The following is a 22,708-nucleotide window of genomic DNA, read 5'->3' as shown; positions in this document are numbered from 1 at the left end:
GAAATTTATCAGGAGCCCAGACGGTAGTTCGGGGACTCTTTGGTGATCGTCACGTCGTGAACGTGGCTCTCCTGGATACCCGCACCGCTGATGCGTACGAATTCCGCTTTGGTACGCAGCAGGTCGATGGTACCACAGCCGGTCAGACCCATACAGGAGCGCAGGCCGCCCATCTGCTGGTGAATGATCTCTTTCAGGCGGCCTTTATAGGCCACACGGCCTTCGATACCTTCCGGCACCAGTTTGTCTGCGGCGTTATCGGTCTGGAAGTAACGGTCGGAGGAACCTTTGGACATCGCACCGAGGGAGCCCATACCGCGATAGGATTTATAAGAACGGCCCTGGTAGAGTTCGATTTCGCCCGGGGATTCTTCGGTACCGGCCAGCATAGAGCCCACCATCACGGCGGCTGCACCTGCGGCGATCGCTTTGGCGATGTCGCCAGAGAAGCGGATACCGCCGTCAGCGATAACCGGAATACCGGTCCCTTCCAGCGCTTCAACCGCGTCAGAAACCGCGGTGATCTGCGGAACGCCCACGCCGGTAACGATACGGGTAGTACAGATGGAGCCAGGGCCAATACCCACTTTCACCGCGCTGCAACCCGCTTCCGCCAGTGCGCGAGCGCCTGCGCCCGTTGCCACGTTACCGCCGATGATCTGGAGATCCGGGTATTTAGCACGGGTTTCACGGATACGTTGCAGAACGCCTTCGGAGTGGCCGTGGGAGGAGTCAATCAGCAGCACGTCAACGCCCGCAGCAACCAGCGCGTCAACGCGCTCTTCGTTACCTGCGCCCGCGCCAACCGCAGCACCGACGCGCAGACGGCCATGCTCGTCTTTACAGGCGTTCGGTTTACGTTCTGCTTTCTGGAAATCTTTAACGGTGATCATGCCGCGCAGGTGGAAGCTCGCATCCACAACCAGCGCTTTCTCAACGCGTTTTTCGTGCATTTTCGCCAGCACGACGTCGCGGGTTTCACCTTCACGCACGGTCACCAGACGCTCTTTAGGCGTCATGTATACGCTGACAGGCTGGTTCAGGTCAGTGACAAAACGCACGTCACGACCGGTGATGATGCCCACCAGCTCGTTATCTTCGGTCACAACCGGGTAGCCTGCGAAGCCGTTACGCTCGGTCAGCGCTTTCACTTCGTGCAGGGTGGTGGTTGGCAGAACGGTCTGAGGGTCGGACACAATACCGGATTCATGTTTCTTCACGCGGCGAACTTCTTCCGCCTGGCGCTCGATAGACATGTTTTTGTGGATAAAGCCAATGCCGCCTTCCTGTGCCAGGGCGATAGCCAGACGCGCTTCCGTCACGGTGTCCATTGCTGCGGAGAGCATAGGAATGTTCAGACGAATGGTTTTCGTCAACTGCGTGCTGAGGTCGGCAGTATTCGGCAGAACGGTGGAATGAGCGGGAACGAGGAGGACGTCGTCAAACGTCAGTGCTTCTTTAGCGATACGTAGCATGGGCAATATCTCTGACCTGGGTGGTTAAATATTGCCGTGGCATTATACAGAGCGTAACCGATTGCATCTACACTTTTTTGAAAAAAATGCTTGCGCTCCCCTCTCAGCAGGTTACTATCGACTGAATAACTTGCTGATTTAGAATTTGATCCCGCTCACATGTTATCCTCTCAATCCCCCTCAATTTATACTGTCAGCCGCCTTAATCAGACGGTGCGTTTGCTGCTTGAGCAGGAAATGGGGCAGGTCTGGATCAGCGGTGAAATCTCTAACTTCACGCAGCCCGCTTCCGGCCACTGGTACTTTACGCTAAAAGACGACACCGCCCAGGTGCGCTGTGCCATGTTCCGCAACAGCAACCGTCGCGTGACCTTCCGTCCTCAGCACGGCCAGCAGGTTCTGGTGCGCGCCAATATTACCCTGTATGAGCCGCGCGGCGATTATCAGATTATCGTCGAGAGCATGCAGCCCGCCGGTGAAGGCTTGCTGCAACAGAAGTACGAGCAGCTTAAAGCCATGCTTTCGGCTGAGGGGTTGTTTGACCAGCAGTTCAAAAAGCCCCTGCCCTCACCTGCCCACTGCGTGGGGGTTATCACCTCGAAAACCGGTGCGGCCCTGCACGATATTTTGCACGTGCTGAAGCGTCGTGACCCTTCCCTGCCCGTTATTATCTACCCGACTGCCGTTCAGGGTGACGATGCGCCGGGGCAGATCGTACGCGCCATTGAGCTGGCGAATGCGCGTCAGGAGTGCGATGTCCTGATCGTCGGGCGCGGCGGCGGCTCGCTGGAAGACCTGTGGAGCTTTAACGACGAGCGCGTGGCGCGGGCGATCTTTGCCAGCCTTATTCCTGTCGTGAGCGCCGTCGGTCACGAAACGGACGTGACGATTGCGGATTTTGTCGCGGATTTACGCGCGCCCACGCCGTCTGCGGCGGCAGAGGTGGTCAGCCGTAACCAGCAGGAGCTGCTGCGTCAGATCCAGAACGCGCAGCAGCGCCTGGAGATGGCGATGGACTATTTCCTCGCTAACCGCACCCGCCGCTTTACCCAGCTTCACCATCGTCTGCAACAGCAGCATCCTCAGCTGCGTCTGGCGCGCCAGCAAACCGTACTTGAGCGTCTGCGTCAGCGCATGAACTTCGCGATAGATACCCAGCTTAAGCGCGCAGTATCCCGCCAGCAGCGCGTCACGCAGCGTCTGAATCAGCAAAATCCGCAGCCGACCATCTACCGTGCGCAAACGCGGATCCAGCAGCTCGAGTATCGCCTTGCGGAAAATATTCGTTCACGCCTGAGCACCACCCGCGAGCGTTTTGGCAATGCGGTCACCCATCTGGAGGCCGTCAGCCCGCTCTCCACGCTGGCGCGCGGCTACAGCGTGACCACCGCGACGGACGGCAAAGTGCTGAAACAAACGAAACAGGTAAAAGCCGGGGATGTGCTCACCACCCGTCTTTCAGACGGCTGGGTTGAGAGTGAAGTCAAAGAGATCAAACCGGTGAAAAAAACACGTCAGCGTAAAAGCGGATAAATCTTCGCCGGTTACAAACTATACTGCTGCTATTGCCTTTTTTAATAAGGAGAGCAGCATGCCCCATCTACATAGCGTCATCCCTCCGTATATTCTTCGTCGTATTATCGAAAGCGGGTCAGAGCCCCAGCAGCGCTGCGCCCGTCAGACGTTAACCCACGTGCAAACCCTGATGGCGCATATGCCGGGTAAGCCCGCCGCGCCGCACGTCAATAAAGCCGGTCAGCTTGAGCGTGACATCTACGATGCAAAACAGACCCAGGAGCTGCCGGGTACCCAGGTGCGCTATGAAGGCCAGCCGTCTAACGGCGATGTGGCGGTGGATGAAGCGTACAATTATCTGGGCATCACACATGATTTCTTCTGGAAGGAATATCAGCGCGATTCGCTAGATAACAAAGGGCTGATCCTCACCGGCACCGTGCACTATGGCCGGGAGTATCAAAACGCCTTCTGGAACGGCCAGCAGATGGTCTTTGGCGATGGCGACGGGGAAATCTTCAACCGCTTCACCATTGCCATCGACGTGGTGGCGCATGAGCTGAGCCACGGAGTGACGGAGACCGAGGCCGGACTGATCTACTTTGAACAGTCAGGCGCGCTGAACGAGTCGTTATCCGACGTGTTTGGTTCGCTGGTGAAGCAATACCATCTTAAGCAGACTGCCGATCGGGCAGACTGGCTGATTGGCGAAGGACTGCTGGCGGAAGGCATCAACGGGAAAGGGCTGCGCTCTATGTCTGAACCGGGCACCGCCTATAACGATCCCCTGCTCGGCAAAGATCCGCAGCCCGGGCATATGAAAGATTTCATTAAGACGCGCGAGGATAACGGCGGCGTACACCTCAACTCCGGCATCCCCAACCGGGCGTTTTACCTGGCCGCGACGGCGATCGGCGGTTACGCCTGGGAAAAAGCCGGTTATGCCTGGTACGACACGGTGTGCGATCGCAATCTGGCGCAGGATGCCGATTTTGACGCTTTCGCAAAACTGACGATCGCCCACGGCGAGAAGCGCTCCGGTAGTGACGTTGGGGCGGCAATTAAACAAGCCTGGGAACAGGTGGGAGTACTGTAATGCAGGTACCGGAACTGACGGATGACGCCGTGGTTGAGCTGGCCCGGGAAGGCGGCGTCGCCTTTATTCCTAAGCTGAGCGGTCAGCGCACTATCGCCCTCTCCACGCTCAACGAGGCGCAGCGTCAGCGCGTGGTGAATATTCTGGAACAGGCTATCCCGCGCGGGCAGCCGCCGGGCCAGGTGTCGTCCCCGGGCAGCGGCGATCAGCGCTATTTTCGCATTCAGATCATCTGGACCCGGCACAATCAGGCGCAGTATACCGATATTATCGTGCTGGTTCCGGAGCAGGAAGCGCCGGAATCGCTGATTGAGCTGTGGCAAAAAGGCGAAGGCTGCGTGTGCGATTAAGCCTTGGCCCTGACGAACTCGACGCGTTTTTTTGAGATCAGCCCGTGACCGTTCGGACAGAAGTAATCCACCGCGCCGCAGGCTTTGAGTACCTGAAGCGGCTGGTGACAGTCAGGGCAGCGCGCTTCGAGGGGAATATCTTTATTGCAGCTGTCGCAGTGCGCGACACCGTTTTGCGGCTCGAGCTCTGCGTGGCAGTCAGGACAGGTAATGGACATGCTCTCTCCCGTTAAGTTGGGCCGGGGCAGGATAACCGCCCCGGCAGTCTGAGAATTATCAGGCTTCAGTAGCCGTTTTAGTCTGCGCATTTTCCAGCATGCGACGTACCGGAACAATGAGGACGATCAGCACCGCAGCACAAATCAGCAGCGCGATGGAGCAACGGGCAAAGAGGTCCGGCAGCATGTCCAGCTGGTCGGCCTTCACATGCCCACCAATGAGGCCCGCCGCCAGGTTACCCAGCGCACTGGCGCAGAACCACAGGCCCATCATCTGGCCGCGCATTCTTTCCGGTGCCAGCAGGGTCATGGTTGCCAGGCCGATTGGACTCAGGCACAGTTCCCCGAGCGTCAGCATCAGGATACTGCCCACCAGCCAGAACGGCGATACCCCTGCCCCACCGTTGCTCAGCACGTTCTGTGCCGCCAGCATCATCAGCCCGAAGCCGCCTGCCGCACACAAAATACCAATGACGAACTTGGTGATGCTGCTCGGGCGAATATTATTGCTCGCCAGCTTCGGCCATGCCCAGCTAAATACCGGGGCCAGCAGAATGATGAACAGGGCATTAATCGACTGGAACCATACCGCCGGGATTTCAAAATCACCGATCATGCGGTTAGTGTAGTCGTTGGCGAACAGGTTGAAGGAGGTTGGCTTCTGCTCGAACGCGGACCAGAAGAACGCGGCGGAGACCAGCAGAATAAAGCACACCAGCAGCCTGGCGCGCTCTTTGCGGTTCAGACCGGCGAAGATGAACAGGTAGATAAAGTAGAGCGCAACGGAGGCGGCGATCACATACACCAGCACGCTGGCGACCGCGACCGGATTGATCACAATCACGCCCTGGGCAATCAACGTAACGATGATTGCAACACCCACCGCCAGCGCCAGCAGCCAGGCACCTACGCCGTTACGTTTCACCACCGGGCTGTTCCAGGTAGAGTCCAGACCCACTTCAGCGTCATAGCGCTTCATGGCCGGAACGGCAAACACGCGGAAGATGATCAGTGCCACCAGCATCCCGATACCGCCGATACCAAAGCCCCAGTGCCAGCCGTGCGTTTTGATCAGCCAGCCGGAAATCAGCGGGGCAATGAACGAGCCCATGTTGATGCCCATATAGAACAGCGAGAAACCGCCGTCACGACGCGCGTCGCCCTTTTTGTACAGGGTACCGACCATGACCGAGATACAGGTCTTAAACAGGCCGGAGCCGAGCACGATGAACATCAGGCCGATGAAGAACAGGTTGTCGCCCATGATGGCCGACAGCGCGATCGACAGGTGACCAAGCGCAATAAGAATCGAACCGTACCAGACGGCACGCTGCTGGCCGAGCCAGTTATCCGCCAGCCAGCCGCCCGGCAGCGCGGCCAGGTACATGGTTCCGGCAAAGATACCGACAATCGCCGAGGCGTTTTCGCGCGCCAGGCCCATCCCGCCGTCATAGACGGTGGCGGCCATAAACAGGATCAGCAGCGGGCGAATACCGTAAAACGAGAAACGCTCCCACATCTCGGTGAAGAACAGCGAACCGAGCGGATAAGGATGGCCGAAGAAGGTTCGGCTCTCTTTTTGATTAACAGAGGATTGCATAATTCTCCCGAAAAGGTATGTGTCGTGCTTGTAAACACCAGCATGTACGCCGAACGGTTACGTATCCGATCGATTTTTTACATGCGGCGAAAAGTTGGTTAACCATTTGATAACCAGGCGCTAGTTTTGTCTAGTACCGAACCCTGGACTTTAAGACGAAAATTCGACGATTGTCTACTTTCTTAGATATAAACATGGTTAAAAGTGAATAGTGATTGACATCACAGAGACTTAATCAAGGCCTGCCGCCAGGCATAAAAAAACCCGCGACAGGCGCGGGTTTCAGTGGGAAGAGCAAGGCTTATTTGCTTTTCTTAATGTGCTTAATCAAACGCTTACGCTTACGCATCTGGTTCGGCGTCAGGGTGTTGCGTTTATTCGCAAACGGGTTTTCCCCTTCCTTAAACTGAATACGGATAGGCGTACCCATTACGTCCAGCGACTTGCGGAAGTAGTTCATCAGGTAGCGCTTGTAGGAATCCGGCAGATCTTTCACCTGATTGCCGTGGATCACCACGATAGGCGGATTATAGCCACCGGCGTGGGCATATTTCAGCTTCACGCGACGACCGCGCACCAGCGGCGGCTGGTGATCTTCCGCAGCCATATTCATGATGCGGGTCAGCATCGCCGTGCTCTGGCGGCGGGTAGAGCTGTCGTAGGCTTCACGCACGGATTCGAACAGGTTACCAACGCCGCTGCCGTGCAGCGCAGAGATAAAGTGTACGCGGGCAAAGTCGATAAAGCCCAGACGGAAGTCCAGGGTTTCTTTCACCTGTTCACGCACCTCGTTGCTCAGGCCGTCCCACTTGTTGACGACAATGACCAGTGAGCGCCCACTATTGAGGATAAAGCCGAGCAGAGAGAGATCCTGATCGGAGATACCTTCACGTGCGTCAATCACCAGCAGCACTACGTTCGCGTCTTCAATCGCCTGAAGGGTTTTGATCACCGAGAATTTTTCCACCACATCGGTGATTTTCCCGCGCTTACGCACGCCTGCGGTGTCGATAAGGACATACTCACGTTCATCGCGCTGCATCGGAATATAAATGCTGTCACGCGTTGTGCCCGGCATGTCGTAAACCACCACGCGTTCTTCACCCAGAATACGGTTAGTAAGCGTAGACTTACCTACGTTAGGGCGACCAACGATAGCCAGCTTAATAGGCAGATCCTGCGGGTTGAAGTCGTCTTCCGGCTCTTCCTCGCCTTCTTCTCCGGCTTCAAACTGCGCCCAGTATTCGGCGTCTTCGTCCACCTCTTCCGGCGGATTCACTTCATCCACCCACGGCAGCAGAACGGTTTCCAGCAGGCTGGTCACGCCGCGGCCATGCGAAGCCGCGATAGGATAAATATCGCCCAGGCCTAAGGACCAGAAATCCGCAACGGCCTGATCGGCATCGATACCGTCAGTTTTGTTCGCCACCAGGAAGGTTGGCTTTTCGCGTGAACGCAGATGTTTGGCAATAGCAGAATCCGCAGGCATCAGGCCAGCGCGCGCATCCACCATAAACAGAACCACGTCCGCTTCTTCGATAGCCAGCAGAGACTGCTCTGCCATGCGGGTTTCTACGCCGTCTTCCGTACCGTCAATACCCCCGGTATCGATACAGATGAACTCGCGTCCTTCCACCTCTGCACGACCGTACTTACGGTCACGCGTCAGCCCCGGGAAATCCGCAACCAGCGCATCACGGGTGCGTGTTAAACGGTTAAAAAGAGTGGATTTTCCAACATTAGGGCGCCCGACAAGCGCGACCACAGGTACCATGTTTGAAGCCTCATAAAATTCAAAATAACGTCGCTTTCGCGGCGTTTTTAAAAATGTCAAAACGGCTCCTGAGTGAACAGGAGCCGTTTAGTATACTACAACCGCCGTGTAATTAACGCGTGATCGCGTACAGCGTGCCGTCTTTTGCCTGAATCAGCAGTTTGCCGTCAGCCACAACCGGGTCGGTCAGGAAGCCTGAGCCGTCCACCTTCTGCTGCGCCACGAAGCGGCCATTCTCTGGATCGATCCAGTGCATATAGCCTTCGCTGTCGCCCACCACCAGGCTGCCGTTATACAGTGCCGGTGCGGTCAGCAGACGGTGCAGCAGATCGCTCTGCGTCCACAGCGTCACGCCACCTTCGGTGCTCAGCGCCAGCAGACGGTCGTTCTGATCCACCATATAAATACGGTTGCCGTCGACGATGAAATCGTTCACGGAGCCCAGTTCACGTTTCCACATGATCTGGCCGCTACGCAGATCCAGCGCCGTCAGGTTGCCGTTATACGCCAGCGCGTAAACCACACCGTCAACGATAACTGGCGTCGTGTCCACGTCGCTCAGACGGTCAATTTCAGTTGAACCGGTCGCCTGAGAGATACGCTGCTGCCAGATCATCTGACCTTGCTGCATCAGTACCGCACTGACGCGGCCGTTGTCACCGCCCACAATAGCGGCGCCGAAGGCGGTCGCCGGAGCAGATTCACCGCGCAGAGACAGCGCTGGCATATCCAGGTTAACGGTCCATTTTACCAGACCGTCGGCTTCGTTCAGCGCCTGAAGCTGGCCGTTGCTGGTATGGATCAGCACCAGCCCGTCGCTCACGACCGGACGAGACAAGGATTCACCGGCAACGGCGGTCTGCCATGCAACAGAACCGTCGCTGGCATTGAGCGCGTAAACCTGCGCTTTTTCGCTGCCCACGTACACGTGACCACCGGCAACGGTCAGGCCGCCAGAAAGCAGTGCAGGCTTACGGGAGAACCAGCCGTCTTTTTCCGCCAGGTTAATGGACCACACTTCTTTTCCGTCATCCGCGTTCAGCGCTTTGACGGTGCCTTTGCGATCGGCTGCATAGACCACGCCGTCAGCAAACGCCGGGTGCAGGTTGGAATAAAAATCGCCAATACCATCACCCACGGAGGTATCCCAGGCGGTGGATGGCGTGAACTGGTTTTCAACCGTCGGCAGCGGGGACATTTTGACAACGTCTTCTTCGCCACTGAACAGTGAACAACCGCTCAATAACGTAACAGAAAGCAGTCCTGGCAGAAGTAATTTACGCAATTGCATTGGGTCCCTCTCAGACGGACAAATTATTTATTTTCATCTGCATCATTTCGCTCAGCGCAGGTGAAGCTTTGCTATCCACGCCAGCTTGCCACGCTTTGCGCGCGCCCGCTTTGTCACCTTTGCTCAGCAGTGCTTCACCGCGGAGATCGGCAACGATGGCGGCAAAGCCTTCGCCTTTGATGGTATCAAGCGTTTTCAGCGCGTCGTCAGCTTTTTTCTGCTGAACCTGAATACGTGCCAGGCGCAGATTAATTACCGCTTTCAGATTTTCGTCACTGGCAGCAGCAAGCCCCTGGGACAGCTGCGCAGCGGCTTTGTCCAGTTCGTTTTTATCAACATACTGCTGAGCCACTTCCAGCGCAGCCAGTGCGCCGTAGGTGTTTTTGTTGTCAGCGGCAAATTTTTCCGCGGCCGCCAGGGTTTGCGGCCGATCGGCACTGATTGCGCTAACGGTATTTTCGTAGTTCAGGGACGAACCGCGAGCAGAGTCAGCCTGATGATTGTTCCAGTAACGCCAACCTACCAGCGCACCTACACCTAAAATAACCCCAACAACCAATGCCTTGCCGTTTTCGGCAAAGAAGCGTTTAACCGCATCCACCTGGTCGTGTTCGTTCTCGTAAATTTCCACGCAGTCCTTCTCCTTAGCCTAATAGAGTGCGCAAGTGTGCCGCAACGCCGTCCTGCGTTACCGTAGTTTGCTCACCAGAGCGCAGGTCTTTCACTACCACTTCGCCGTTGGCCACTTCGGACTCACCCAGCACCAGTGCGATACTTGCGCCCCACTTATCGGCACGAGCAAACTGTTTTTTAAAGTTGCCGCCGCCGTGGTTGGTCATCAGCTTAACGTCCGGCAGCGCATCGCGCACGCGTTCGGCAAGCTGCATTGCCGCAGACTGCGTATCCGCACCTGAGGCCACCAGGTATATATCGACAACAGGATCGGCTTTAAATTCCGGATTAACTGCCTGAACCAGCAAAACAAGTCGCTCAAGGCCCATCGCGAAGCCAACAGCCGGTGCTGCACGACCACCCAGTTGCTCAACCAGACCGTCATAACGACCGCCGGCACACACGGTACCCTGCGAACCGAGGCTGGAGGTGACCCACTCAAACACGGTGCGGTTGTAGTAGTCCAGACCGCGAACCAGACGCTGGTTAACGGTATAAGCAATGCCCGCCGCTTCAAGCAGCTTGCACAGGCCGGCAAAGTGTTCGCGGGAATCTTCGTCCAGGTAGTCACCCAGTGCAGGCGCATCGTTCAGCAGCGCCTGTACGTCAGGATTTTTGGAATCGAGTACGCGCAGCGGGTTGCTGTACATACGACGCTTACAATCGTCGTCCAGCTTCTCTTTATGCTGTTCCAGGAATGCCACCAGCGCATCGCGATAGTTCGCACGCGCTTCCAGAGAACCGATTGAGTTCAGCTCCAGTGAAACGTGCTCAGAAATACCGAGCGCACGCCACCAGCGGGCTGTCAGCATAATCAGTTCAGCGTCGATATCTGGGCCTTGCAGGCCAAACACTTCCACGCCAAGCTGGTTGAACTGACGATAGCGGCCTTTCTGCGGACGTTCGTGGCGGAACATCGGGCCGATATACCACAGGCGCTGCTCCTGATTGTACAGGAGACCATGTTCGATGCCGGCGCGTACGCAACCCGCCGTCCCCTCAGGACGCAGGGTCAGGCTGTCGCCGTTGCGGTCCTCAAAGGTATACATCTCTTTTTCAACCACGTCGGTCACTTCACCGATCGCGCGTTTGAATAACGGGGTCTGCTCTACAATCGGCAAACGAATTTCGCTGTAACCGTAGCTGCCGAGCACCTGCTTCAGTGTGCCTTCAATGCGCTGCCAGATGGCGGTTTCGCCAGGCAGATAATCGTTCATGCCGCGGATGGCTTGAATGTTTTTTGCCACGTTTATTCTCTTTCTATATACAAAAAAGAACCCAAAGAATGGGCTCAATCATACATGGGAAGCAGCCTGCTTCCCATCACGTTATTTTTCAACCTGCTGAACGCTGATGCGCTGCGCTTCGTCCATCATCGTCGCTTTTGCGCGAATGCGGGCTTCGAGCTGGTCGATCATGTCGCTATTATCCAGACGATCTTTACGAACGCCATCTTCATAGAGACCACTTTTCTTGTTACCGCCGGTCACGCCCAGCGTGGACACCAGCGCTTCACCCGGACCGTTAACCACGCAACCGATGATGGACACGTCCATCGGGGTGATGATGTCTTCCAGACGCTGCTCCAGGGCGTTCACGGTGCCGATCACGTCAAATTCCTGACGTGAACAGGTTGGGCAGGCAATGAAGTTGATCCCACGTGCGCGGATACGCAGTGATTTCAGGATATCAAAACCGACTTTGATTTCTTCCACCGGATCGGCGGCCAGAGAGACGCGTAACGTGTCGCCGATGCCTTCAGAGAGCAGCAGGCCAAGGCCAATCGCCGATTTTACTGAACCGCTGCGCAGACCGCCCGCCTCGGTGATCCCAAGATGCAGCGGCTGATCGATCTGTTTCGCCAGCAGGCGATACGATTCAACGGCCAGGAAAACGTCAGAGGCTTTTACGCTCACCTTGAACTGATCGAAGTTAAGGCGATCCAGATGATCGACGTGACGCATGGCGGATTCGAGCAGCGCCTGCGGCGTTGGCTCGCCATACTTTTCCTGAAGATCTTTTTCCAGAGAGCCGGCGTTCACGCCGATACGGATTGGAATGTTTTTGTCGCGGGCGCAGTCAACCACCATGCGAATGCGTTCTTCATTGCCGATGTTGCCTGGGTTAATGCGCAGGCAATCGACACCGTATTCAGCGACTTTCAGCGCGATACGGTAATCGAAGTGAATATCGGCAACCAGCGGCACGCTCACCTGCTGTTTGATCAGTTTGAACGCCTCAGCGGCGTCCATGGTCGGCACAGAGACGCGAACAATGTCCGCGCCTACGCGCTCTAACGCTTTGATTTGATTGACCGTCGCTTCCACGTCCGTGGTGCGCGTATTGGTCATCGACTGGACGGCGATAGGCGCCCCATCGCCGATTGGCACGTTCCCAACGTAAATCCGTTTCGATTTTCTACGTTGAATAGGAGCCTGGTTATGCATGTAAAATCTCCCGCATTGCCCGTCTGTTACTGTGCTGCTGATTGTTCGGCATTAACGGTAAGACGCGCAACCTGGTTAGTTCTGATAAAGCGGCTCAGATCGACAGGTTTTCCTTGATACTGGATCTGTACCGCTGCCGGTGCGCCGATTTTAAGCTTGTAAGGTGCCTGGCCCGTTAGATTTAACGTGCCATCTTTGCGTTGCAGGCCGCTGAACAGCTTTTTACCTGTTGCGTCAGTCACTTCCAGCCAGCAATCCGCCGTAAAATTCATTACCAGCGCATTCGGGTCAACGGCAGGGGCCGCCGTACCAGCCGGGTCAGTTGGCAGCGACGCCGCGGTGTTATCCGTCTGTGCCGTTGCCGCAGGTGCGGTATCAACATTTGCCTGTGAAGGCGATACCACCGCATTCTGATCCTGAGCCTGGGTTGCTGGCGCGGTATTCGCCGTCGCCTCTGGCGCTGGAGCAGCTTCGGTTGCAGGCGCGTTCGCTGCTGCCGTCTGCGGTTCGCTGGAGGTCGAAGCCCCTTCCGTACTCAGCGGCACGCTTTGTGCACCGTTGGATTGATTAAGCTCAGCGGAGGACTGATCGGCCATGGTGGTGATCTCTTCCTGCTGCGCTTTGTGGTTTTGCCACCACCATGCGCCCGTCAGGCCGACAACCACAAACAGAACCAGCCAGGTAAAGCTCATCAGCCAGCCATCGCGTTTTTTACGACGCTTACCCAGCGAGAAGCTTTGCATCGGCGCCACTTTTGCTGCACGTACCGGCGCCTGCTTCTCCATCATCGGCAGTAATTCGTCTTCAGGAATATGAACCAGTTTGGCGTAAGAACGGATATAGCCGCGCAGAAACGTTGAAGCCAGATCGGCAGGAGCCTTATCTTCTTCAATGTCGCGAACGGTGGACACCTTCAGGCACAGGCGTTCTGCAACGGCTTGCTGGCTGAGTCCGAGTTGTTCACGGGCGTTGCGAAGACGAACGCCAGTGGAGAGTGCTGCATTTTGATCGTGAGTGGCTTCAGTATTCATTCGCTACAACTACTGGTACGTGAAAATAAGGGTTCAGGTGCCGGTGAGTCACAATGCCACCCGCACCGCGAAACTTCAGGTCAGTTAACCTGGAACAAACAGTATAAGACTGTCGGGCCGCAGATGACAGCGCTGGCGGGCCTTCACGCTAAACTGTTGTTACGTCGTTACATACTGCCCGAAAGTCGTATGAAACGCACCGTAATTATTAATCAGTTGTAATGATTGTGGCTGATTATTCAGTAAATTAATGCTTCACGGCGCAAAAAATGCGCCGTGTCTGCATAATAATCAGACGGTTTTAACCGCGATTGACTCACCCTGCATGCGCTTACGCAGCGTACGTTTGGTACGGTCAATAACGTCCCCCGCCAGCTGACCACAGGCTGCGTCAATATCATCACCACGCGTTTTACGCACGATGGTGGTGAAACCATACTCCATCAGCACCTTGGAGAAGCGATCGATACGGCTGTTTGAGCTACGGCCATACGGCGCGCCCGGGAACGGGTTCCATGGGATCAGGTTGATCTTGCATGGCGTATCTTTCAACAGTTCTGCCAGCTCGTGAGCATGCTCGGTACCGTCGTTGACATGATCCAGCATCACGTATTCGATGGTCACGCGGCCCTGGTTGGCGTTGGATTTCTCCAGGTAACGGCGCACGCCGGCCAGGAAGGTTTCGATATTGTACTTTTTGTTGATCGGCACAATTTCGTCACGGATGGCGTCGTTTGGCGCGTGAAGGGAGATTGCCAGCGCGACGTCAATCATGTCGCCCAGTTTGTCCAGCGCAGGCACAACGCCGGAAGTAGAGAGCGTCACGCGGCGCTTGGACAGACCAAAACCGAAGTCGTCGAGCATGATTTCCATCGCCGGCACGACGTTGGTCAGGTTCAGCAGCGGTTCACCCATCCCCATCATCACCACGTTGGTGATGGGACGCGTACCGGTGACTTTCGCCGCGCCCACGATTTTCGCGGCACGCCAGACCTGGCCGATGATTTCCGACACGCGCAGGTTACGGTTAAAGCCCTGCTGCGCCGTCGAACAGAATTTGCACTCCAGCGCACAGCCCACCTGAGAAGAGACGCACAGCGTGGCGCGATCGTCTTCCGGGATATACACGGTTTCAACGCGCTGATCGCCAACGGCAATGGCCCACTTGATGGTGCCATCCGAGGAGCGTTGCTCTTCCACCACTTCCGGCGCGCGGATTTCCGCCACTTCTTTAAGCTTATTGCGCAGCACTTTGTTGATGTCCGTCATGTCATCAAAGTTGTCGCTGCAATAGTGGTACATCCATTTCATGACCTGATCGGCACGAAACGGCTTCTCGCCCATCTCTTTAAAGAACTCGCGCATCTGCTGACGGTTCAGGTCCAGCAGGTTAATTTTTCCATTTTTATTGGGAACCGCAGGAATGGCGACTTCGGAGGTATTCACTAATTCAGACATAATATTTTCCGGCCTCGTTGTTACACGTTGTGGCCCTTGGTGGGTTGAAAAGAAACGCCCCGGTAAGCAGTCTGCTCGTCCGGGGCGTTGCATTGTACAAAGTCTGGCGCAGGGATGCCACGTTTGCACGCGGCATTTACGAAATAATTAGCGAGTGCGCGGGCACACTTCGCCTTCAGCGAAGAAGAACGCGATTTCGCGCGCAGCAGATTCAACGGAGTCGGAACCGTGGGTGCCGTTCTCGGTGAAGCTGTCTGCATAGTCAGCGCGCAGAGTACCGGCCAGCGCGTTGTCCGGGTTGGTTGCACCCAGCAGGTCACGGTGACGCTGTACCGCGTTTTCGCCTTCCAGTACGGATACCACGATTGGGCCAGAAGTCATGAACTCGATCAGACCGTCAAAGAATGGGCGACCTTCGTGCTCAGCGTAGAAACCGCGAGCCTGCTCAACGGTCAGGTGCAGCATTTTGGTGCCAACGATCTTAAACCCTGCTGATTCAAAGCGAGCGAAGATGCTGCCAATAACGTTTTTTGCCACCGCGTTTGGTTTGATGATGGAAAAAGTACGTTCAATAGCCATTGATAACCTCTGTAAAATGTTCTGTTGTTTTTGCATACCTGAGTATGGTGTGGCGCGGATTATAAAGAGCAATAGCGCCATTGCCTATGGTTATGCATAACATTTTTTTAAAATGAGACGAAGATTAGCAACAGCCCGTATTTCGCATACCGTATTGATGGTGAAAACAGAGCGGACACTGCTTTTCATCAGGCGTAAATGACCAGAAATGACGGTGGCACGCCAGGCAAACAGCTTCATATGCCGGTATGGCCACGCTTTTCGCTGTCCCCTCTGTTTCCGTCACTTTTATCGCCCCATGCTGGCACACCGCTTCGCAGCCGCCGCAGCCGGTACAGCGCCCGGTTTCCACGACCAGTTCAGCGTTCTCAAACCGAATCGCGTTTTCCGTACAGCTCCGCCAGCACGCGCCGCACAGTACGCACGTTCCGGCGTCGAGGGTGATATCTGCCTCGCTAAACGCAGAAAACGCCCTGCGCAGTTCACGCTGACCGGGCACGACGCTACAGGCCCGGACATCCTCGCGGGGTACGTGCATCAGCGCGCGGCGGGCGATATTTACCTCGCTGGCGGGTATCAGTTTAAACGCCCACGCCGCTTCACCGCGTCGACGAAGCGCAAGATTGAGCCGGGCAATCGCCAGCAGCCAGTCAAGGTACTGCTCCGCGTCGATACTGATAAAACGAACGTGGTGCTGCACGTGCCACCGCAGCAGCTCATTCACCCCGGGCGCACGTTCAGTAAAAGGCCCAACCAGCGTATCGCCATACAGAAAGCGTTTTCGCGGCGTGATGCCGGCGATCGCCTCCGTGGGGCAGACAAACAGGCAGTCACCGCATTCAATACAGCGGCTCTCATCAACCGAAATGCCTGCGTCCGTAAAAGAAAAAGCCTGCACAGGACAGGCGTCCGCACAGGCGCCGCATGAAGCGTGGCGAAAACGGCGACGGACGCACGCCTGCGTCACGTCCATCGCCGGGGCAAACGTTAATCCGCCCATCAGCCAATACTGAAGAAAACGAAGCGCAGCATCAGCTCACCCACAATCAGCAAGGCGCTGCCCAGCAGCATTGTGCCGCGCGCCACTCTTAAGCCGCCCGCAGCAAAGCACAGCAGACCCGCAACAGAAACGCACCAGCTCAGCAGATGCACGGTGCGCAGTTGCTCCAGCATCCGTAGCGGAGCGTGAGGGAACGTCACTACGGCGTTGTCCATGGCAGTGATGTCCGCCAGCCAGACGGGCTGCATCACCAGACGCACAAGCACCAGCAGCGTGACAATGCCCACCGCCGCACGGACGTTGATGCGGGCATGCGGCGCACAGGCCATGCAGGCTGAGCCGATGATCCCCACCGAGCCGATAAACAGCACCAGCGTGTTAATGTGCTGCCACGTCACCACGGACGCATGCATGTAGATCTGCGCCATGCAGAACACGTCGACCAGACCCACCAGACCTGCCACAACCAGCAGCGGCTTCCAGCCCGGCTTTCTGACAAACATCAGCAGCACGGCGAGACCAAGCGCCGCAAGGTAAAGGCTGGCAAAGATGATCTCACGGCTTAGCCAGGAGCTGGAGACGTGGCGCAGCGCGTTAAGCGCATTAAGCGGATAGCCCATATGCAGCGCTGAGGCGAGCAGCCCAAGGCTTGCCAGCATAAACGCGCCGACGGCAGGAAGCAGCGCGCTACGTTGCGAAGCGTACGCGCCCCCGAACGCCAGCCAGAGCGTAACGCCAACCGATCCTTGCAGGAACAGCGTAAAAATCAGCAGCGGTAACTCATGCATGACGTTTCCCCTCTTTCTCTGCGCCCTGATGCGCCTTGATCACCAGGTTTGGTTTGGTTAAGGAGGAATCAGGTAACCCTTTCACATCACAGACCGCACCATACTTCGCCCGCAGTTCATCAATCGGCCCGAATTTAATCGCTTCGAGTGGACAGGTTGCCACGCAGACGGGCTGTTCCCCCTTCGCCTGGAGATCCACGCAGAAATCACATTTGGACATCTGCCCGGTCTGCTCGTTGAGCTGGGGCGCGCCGTAAGGGCAAGACCACGCGCAGTACCCGCAACCCACGCACTTATCCGTATCAACACGCACAATGCCGTCCCCCGGACGCTTATGCATCGCGGTGGTCGGACAGTTTTTGGTGCAGATTGGGTCTGCACAGTGGTTACAGGAAATAGAGAGCGTGTAGGCAAAAACGTTATTGCTGACGCCGCCCTGCCCGGTCGGGATAAAGCTCCCGCCGTTCACTTCATAAACACGACGGAAACGACGTCCGACCTCAAGGTTGTTTTTATCTTTGCACGCCACCTGGCAGGCCTTGCAGCCCGAGCAGCGAGAAGAGTCGATATAAAAACCCAGCTGTTTGTCGCTCACCGGCGCGTAGTGTTTAAACTGACTCATGCTTTAGCTACCTCCACCAGCATGGTTTGATGGGAATTCCCTTTCGCAAGCGCGGTAATACGGGCAGAACTGAGCACGTTCGCGCAGCCGCCCTTATCGATACCCTGCGCGTCCGGCTGCCACCAGGCGCCAGCCTGCATGGCGACAACGCCTGGAATAATGCGCGGCGTGACCTCCGCCGGGATCTCGCAAATGCCGCGGGCGTTATGAATACGCACGGTATCCCCCTGCGCAATGCCGCGCTTCTGCGCATCCTGTGGGTTGATCCACAGCTTTTGCTGTTGGGCCTCAATTAACCACGGGTTGGCGTACTGGGTGGAGTTAGCGCGGTTTTTCCCCTTCCAGGTGATCAACTGAAGCGGGAAGCGTTTCGCCAGCTCGTCTTCCGGCCCTTCATGGGCAGGCACGTAGTGCGACAGCGCCGGAATTTCCGGATGTTGCATGTCGTACAGACGCTTCGAGAAGATCTCAATTTTACCGGAGGGCGTCGGGAACGGATGATTCTGCGGATCGCGAATGTTGTCTTCAAAGGCGACGAAAGGCGCGCTTTTGAAGAGGTGCTGGCGCGTTTTCTGAAGCGTCGCGAAGTCCGGCAGGTTTTCGTCTGGCATGGCGAGCCGCGTCTGTTCCCAGATGTGCTCAATCCACGCTTTTTCATCACGGCCTTCGCTGAATGCAGGTTCGACGCCAAGCTTAGCAGCAACTTCCCGCAGCCAGTCGTAATCTGAACGGCGTTCGAATTCGGGTTCAATCAGCTTCTCTGACAGGATGAGATAGCTTGCGGTGCCCCAGGTTTCGCCGATATTCCAGCGTTCCATGAAGCTGGTTTCCGGCAGGAGAAGGTCGGCGTACCTGGCGCTCGGCGTCATAAACAGATCGCTTGCGACGATGAACTCGATTTTCGACTCATCTTCCAGAACACGGGTTGCCTGATGCAGATCCGGGTTCTGGTTAGCCAGATAGTTGCCCGCCAGCGAGAACAGGATGCGGATATTGCTGTCCAGCTTCTCTGCATCCTTCAGGCCGTCTTCCGCCGTTACCTTAGAAGCATCATCGGCGGCCTGTACCCAGTTCATTACCGATATCTTGGCCTTCACCGGGTTTTCCGGCATTTCGGGGCCTGCGGCAAATTTCCGGTTTGCGCAGCCGCCATAGCCTGCCGCCCAGCCGCCCTTCACCCCGACGTTACCCGTCAGCGTGGCCAGCAACGTCGAGCCGCGTGCGGTGCGCTCGCCGCAGTTATGGCGCTGCGGCCCCCAGCCCTGGATCAGCGCGGCGGGTTTGGTGGTTGCGTAGTCGCGCGCCAGTTGACGAATGGTTTGCGCAGGCACGTGGGTGATTTTCTCTGCCCACTCGGGCGTTTTCGCCACGCCATCTTTTGCGCCGCTCAGATAAGCCATCAGGGATTCATTAGCCGGAACGCCTTCTGGCATGGCGTCTTCGTCAAAGCCCAGGGTATAGCGCTGAATAAAGTCGCGATCGTGCAGGTTCTCCGTGACGATCACGTACATCATCGCGTCCATCAGGGCGTTGTCTGTTGTGGGGAGCAGCGGGATCCACTGGTCGGCCAGGGAGGAAACCGTATCGGAATAGCGTGGGTCGACAACGATAAAGCGCGTCCCGTTTTGCTTCATCTTCTGATAGAAGTGATTGCTGTGCCCGAAGATCGTTTCCGTCGGGTTATGTCCCCAGAGAATGACCAGCTTGGTGTCCAGCAGCGTGTCCAGAGAGCTGCCGCTGGCGGCGGTGCCGTAGGTATACGGCGTGGCTGCCGCCGTGTTACCCATACTGACCGAGTGATAGCTTTCGAGATAGCCGCCGGTTAAGTTCAGCAGACGACGAACCATTTTATCGCCGGAGAACGTCCCGCCGGAAACCGCCGTACCCACATGAACATAGCGTGAAGCCGCACCGTATTTTTGCGTAATGGTTTTTAAATGATTCGCAATTAGGGTGGTGGCTTCATCCCAGGTAATACGCTCGAATTTTCCTTCACCACGTTTACCCACTCGTTTCATTGGATATTTTAGCCGATCGGGATGATAAACAAATTTCCGATAAGCCCGACCACGAACACAGGCGCGCATTATCGGCATTTGCGGATCCAGCGCGTTATCCGGACGCGTTGAAATTCGGGTCACAACGCCTTCACTGACGTGAGCACGAATATCGCACTTACCGCCGCAGTCAAACGTGCTACAGGTTTGCACCACTTTTTCTTCAGGCGTAGCGTCCGATACCGCCGCGCCCTGTGCCTGTGCTTTGCCCGTTTTGATGACAAACGGCAGGGCGGCGAGCGCCGATCCTGCCTGAATAAACTGACGCCGGGATATGGCGGGAATAATCCCCTCTCCCTGATGTTTATTTTTTTTCATTGCTCGTTCCTGAAAATAAAAACGCATTCTCGTTTTTTTTCAGGAACGAATATTGATAATTATCAAGCTAACTCTTCAGGAGTAACACTTAGCGATCTAATTCAAAATTCACCGTCGCCGTTTGTCCTGTTTCATCTAATACAATTAATTGATATTTACCCGTCAAATATAATTGTAATGAATAATTCTTTTGATGGCCGTCCAGCGGCTCGCCGTTCAAAAACCACCATCGCTGCCCCTCCCCGCCGCTGGTTGAAACGAAGAGGGTCATATTTTTCTCGCCCGGAAGACGTTTAATGACCGCGCCTTCCCTGATGCCTGACAGCATCAGCGGTGCTGCATTGTGGTTATCCAGCGGGGGGCAAACTCCGGAACGGGCGGGGAGACGAGCAGCCCGTTTTTCGGCAGCAGGCAGCCAGGGCTCCAGCGGCAACGGCCAGACATCCAGCACTTTCTCTGTGGCATCCGGACAATCCGCCGCGACGCGTTTTCCTGCCTTATCCAGCCAGACCGGGAAACGGATCCCGCGAATTCCCTCCTGTTCCGGCAACAGCAGCGTAGGTGGTTCACTGCCTTGAAGCAGCCAGGTTGACAGCCGACGCCGACAGTTTTCGCTGCCTTCAGGCAGAAACTGGCCGCCTGGCCAGCAAATCACGCCCCGTCCAACGCTGGCAGGACGCGGATCGCGCGGCAGGCGCGCTTCATCCACCATTGAGCGTGACTGAAGCATGTTATTTACCTGATTAAGGAGCGGAACCGCGCTGGCGAAACCAAACTGCCCCGCAACGGGCGTACCGTCCGGACGTCCAGTCCAGATACCGATGACATAGCGGGCATTCACCCCGATGGCCCAGGCATCACGGTAGCCGTAGCTGGTGCCCGTTTTCCAGGCCAGCGGCGCAACCTGGGGCAGCGCGCTGTCCGGCAGGGGCTGCGCTTCGTTGGCAAGTATGCGACGAATAATCCACGCCGCGCCCTGCGACAGCAGCGGACGTTCGATCAGCGGATCGCCAGGCTGTAAACGCAGTCGGCCCGCCTTACCCTGACGCGCAAAAGCGCTGTAGGCGGCAGCGATATCAGCCAGGCGCGCTCCGGCGCCTCCCAGAATCAGGGAGAGATTGGGCTGCGCACCCGCAGGGAGAATGAGCGGTAATCCCGCGTTGCTCAGCATGCCTGCAAAGCGTTTTGGACCGTACGCTTCCAGTACCTGCACAGCAGGCAGGTTGAGGGAACGCACCAGAGCTTCGCTCATGCTGACCGGCCCGTGAAAGCCACTGTCAAAGTTGCCGGGACGATAATCTCCCGTTTTTCTTGGGACATCCTGAAGCAGCGAGGCGGGATGGATGAGACCCTCGTCAAGCGCCATGCCATAGATGAATGGCTTGAGAACCGATCCCGGAGATCGGATCGCATTGACCATATCCACGTGGCTAAAACGGCTGTCATCATTGATATCTACCGAACCAACCCAGCCACGTACTTTCATGGACGTATGATCCACAACGATCATCGCCAGCGAACTGCGGGCGGGCAGGCGCGATTTCCAGTTCATTGCCAGCTCTTCAAGCTGTCTTTGCAGGACTGCATCCAGCGTGGTGACTATTTTTGTGTCACGACTTTTACTGAGCATCATGCGTGAAAAGAGCGGCGCCAGCTGCGGCATCTGCCGGGGAGCCAGCCACACCGGTTCTTCACGGGACTCTTTCACCTGTTTCTCTGACCAGACGCCCTGAGTCAACATGCGGTCGAGCACTTTGTTACGCGCCGCTTCCGCACGCGCCGGCCAGCGGTCCGGACGCAGACGGCTTGGCGCCTGCGGCAGCACCGCCAGCAGCGCCGCGTCGGAATAGCTCAGCCGTGAGGGCGGCTTTCCAAGATAAGTCCAGCTTGCAGCGCCCACGCCCTGCAACGTGCCGCCAAACGGGGCACGGTTTAGATACAGCGTAAGAATGTCACGCTTGGAGAGATGCCACTCCAGCTGCATCGCCCGCCACAGCTGGCGAATTTTGCCGCCAAAGGTGCGCGGATGCGGATCAAGCAGGCGCGCCACCTGCATGGTCAGCGTACTCCCGCCTGACACGACTCTCCCGGAAGTGAGATCCTGCCAGGCGGCACGCAGTACAGAAAGCGGATTGACGCCAGGGTGGTCCCAGAACCAGCGATCTTCATACTGGATCAGCGCTTCCAGATAGCGTGGGGAGACGTCTTTAATGGTAACCGGATAGCGCCAGATGCCTTCGCTGTCGGCAAAACGCCACAGCGGGACGCCCTGCTCATCCACGACCACTCGCGCAGGGTTGACCTCTTTCAGGGGCAACGGCCACACGCGGTCAGCGACGACAATCAGCCCCCCTAAAACGAGAAGCGCTCCCGCCAGCCACAGCCAGCGGGAGCGAATCAGGCGCGTTATCCGCATT

The 22,708-nt window shown here is 56.7% G+C and carries 19 protein-coding genes; 3 read left to right on the top strand and 16 right to left on the bottom strand.

The genetic code is table 11. The annotated features are described in order from the left end of the window. Positions 1-8: 8 nt before the first annotated feature. Positions 9-1,475 (bottom strand): IMP dehydrogenase, encoded by a 1,467-nt coding sequence (gene guaB / locus E0L16_RS05555; protein WP_039270203.1) that lies wholly within the window; start codon positions 1,473-1,475, stop codon positions 9-11. A gap of 159 nt (positions 1,476-1,634) precedes the next feature. On the opposite strand from guaB, the gene xseA reads away from it, so the two are divergent. Genes xseA through E0L16_RS05540 form a run of 3 tightly spaced genes read left to right on the top strand, consistent with a single transcriptional unit; the run spans position 1,635 to position 4,436 of the window. Continuing rightward, positions 1,635-3,008, top strand: a complete 1,374-nt coding sequence (gene xseA / locus E0L16_RS05550; protein ID WP_107533506.1) for an exodeoxyribonuclease VII large subunit — start codon at positions 1,635-1,637, stop codon at positions 3,006-3,008. A gap of 58 nt (positions 3,009-3,066) precedes the next feature. Continuing rightward, a complete protein-coding gene (locus tag E0L16_RS05545; protein ID WP_131636488.1) occupies positions 3,067-4,086 on the top strand; it encodes a M4 family metallopeptidase in 1,020 nt (339 codons plus the stop codon). Next, complete coding sequence (locus tag E0L16_RS05540) at positions 4,086-4,436, top strand: protealysin inhibitor emfourin (protein ID WP_063450506.1); 351 nt, start codon at positions 4,086-4,088, stop codon at positions 4,434-4,436. The genes E0L16_RS05545 and E0L16_RS05540 overlap by 1 nt, the downstream gene beginning before the upstream one ends. On the opposite strand, the gene E0L16_RS05535 is transcribed toward E0L16_RS05540, so the two are convergent. The 15 genes from E0L16_RS05535 to pbpC all read right to left on the bottom strand — a co-directional run bounded on the left by E0L16_RS05535 (position 4,433) and on the right by pbpC (position 22,707). Further along, entirely contained in the window at positions 4,433-4,654 is a 222-nt protein-coding gene (locus tag E0L16_RS05535; protein WP_131636487.1) for a zinc ribbon domain-containing protein, read from the bottom strand. The two genes, E0L16_RS05540 and E0L16_RS05535, sit on opposite strands and share 4 nt — an antisense overlap. 58 nt (positions 4,655-4,712) lie before the next feature. Beyond that, on the bottom strand, positions 4,713-6,254 hold the full coding sequence (locus E0L16_RS05530) for a peptide MFS transporter (RefSeq protein ID WP_131636486.1): 1,542 nt from the start codon (positions 6,252-6,254) through the stop codon (positions 4,713-4,715). Between the two features lie 301 nt (positions 6,255-6,555). Continuing rightward, positions 6,556-8,028, bottom strand: coding sequence for a ribosome biogenesis GTPase Der (gene der / locus E0L16_RS05525; RefSeq protein WP_022648998.1), 1,473 nt, complete (start codon positions 8,026-8,028; stop codon positions 6,556-6,558). A gap of 112 nt (positions 8,029-8,140) precedes the next feature. Continuing rightward, on the bottom strand, positions 8,141-9,319 hold the full coding sequence (gene bamB, locus E0L16_RS05520) for an outer membrane protein assembly factor BamB (protein WP_063450509.1): 1,179 nt from the start codon (positions 9,317-9,319) through the stop codon (positions 8,141-8,143). A gap of 10 nt (positions 9,320-9,329) precedes the next feature. Further along, positions 9,330-9,950 carry a YfgM family protein gene (locus E0L16_RS05515; protein ID WP_063450510.1) on the bottom strand — a complete coding sequence of 207 codons (621 nt, stop codon included), beginning with the start codon at positions 9,948-9,950 and terminating at the stop codon, positions 9,330-9,332. 13 nt (positions 9,951-9,963) lie between these two features. Beyond that, the gene (hisS, locus tag E0L16_RS05510) at positions 9,964-11,238 is read right to left on the bottom strand and encodes a histidine--tRNA ligase (protein WP_107533511.1); all 1,275 of its coding nucleotides are present in this window, start codon (positions 11,236-11,238) and stop codon (positions 9,964-9,966) included. Positions 11,239-11,319: 81 nt separating this feature from the next. After that, positions 11,320-12,438: a flavodoxin-dependent (E)-4-hydroxy-3-methylbut-2-enyl-diphosphate synthase gene (gene ispG / locus E0L16_RS05505; RefSeq protein ID WP_003860619.1), complete on the bottom strand. Its 1,119-nt coding sequence runs from the start codon at positions 12,436-12,438 to the stop codon at positions 11,320-11,322. 26 nt (positions 12,439-12,464) lie between these two features. Next, on the bottom strand, positions 12,465-13,469 hold the full coding sequence (gene rodZ, locus E0L16_RS05500) for a cytoskeleton protein RodZ (protein ID WP_063868017.1): 1,005 nt from the start codon (positions 13,467-13,469) through the stop codon (positions 12,465-12,467). Positions 13,470-13,760: 291 nt separating this feature from the next. Further along, positions 13,761-14,927, bottom strand: a complete 1,167-nt coding sequence (gene rlmN / locus E0L16_RS05495) for a dual-specificity RNA methyltransferase RlmN (RefSeq protein WP_003860623.1) — start codon at positions 14,925-14,927, stop codon at positions 13,761-13,763. A 147-nt stretch (positions 14,928-15,074) separates the two neighbouring features. Continuing rightward, entirely contained in the window at positions 15,075-15,506 is a 432-nt protein-coding gene (gene ndk / locus E0L16_RS05490; protein ID WP_131636485.1) for a nucleoside-diphosphate kinase, read from the bottom strand. 124 nt (positions 15,507-15,630) lie between these two features. Further along, positions 15,631-16,506 (bottom strand): 4Fe-4S binding protein, encoded by an 876-nt coding sequence (locus E0L16_RS05485; protein WP_131636484.1) that lies wholly within the window; start codon positions 16,504-16,506, stop codon positions 15,631-15,633. Beyond that, entirely contained in the window at positions 16,506-17,294 is a 789-nt protein-coding gene (locus E0L16_RS05480; RefSeq protein ID WP_131636483.1) for a dimethyl sulfoxide reductase anchor subunit family protein, read from the bottom strand. Before E0L16_RS05480 ends, E0L16_RS05485 begins: the two co-directional genes overlap by 1 nt. After that, complete coding sequence (locus E0L16_RS05475; protein ID WP_131636482.1) at positions 17,287-17,916, bottom strand: DMSO/selenate family reductase complex B subunit; 630 nt, start codon at positions 17,914-17,916, stop codon at positions 17,287-17,289. The genes E0L16_RS05480 and E0L16_RS05475 overlap by 8 nt, the downstream gene beginning before the upstream one ends. Then, positions 17,913-20,291, bottom strand: a complete 2,379-nt coding sequence (locus E0L16_RS05470; protein WP_345788982.1) for a DMSO/selenate family reductase complex A subunit — start codon at positions 20,289-20,291, stop codon at positions 17,913-17,915. The genes E0L16_RS05475 and E0L16_RS05470 overlap by 4 nt, the downstream gene beginning before the upstream one ends. Positions 20,292-20,379: 88 nt before the next feature. Beyond that, positions 20,380-22,707 carry a peptidoglycan glycosyltransferase PbpC gene (gene pbpC, locus E0L16_RS05465; protein WP_131636480.1) on the bottom strand — a complete coding sequence of 776 codons (2,328 nt, stop codon included), beginning with the start codon at positions 22,705-22,707 and terminating at the stop codon, positions 20,380-20,382. Position 22,708 lies beyond the last annotated feature (1 nt).

It is taken from the genome of Enterobacter quasihormaechei (genome assembly GCF_004331385.1).
Lineage (GTDB): Bacteria > Pseudomonadota > Gammaproteobacteria > Enterobacterales > Enterobacteriaceae > Enterobacter > Enterobacter quasihormaechei.
This window is presented reverse-complemented; position numbering and strand designations above follow the sequence as displayed.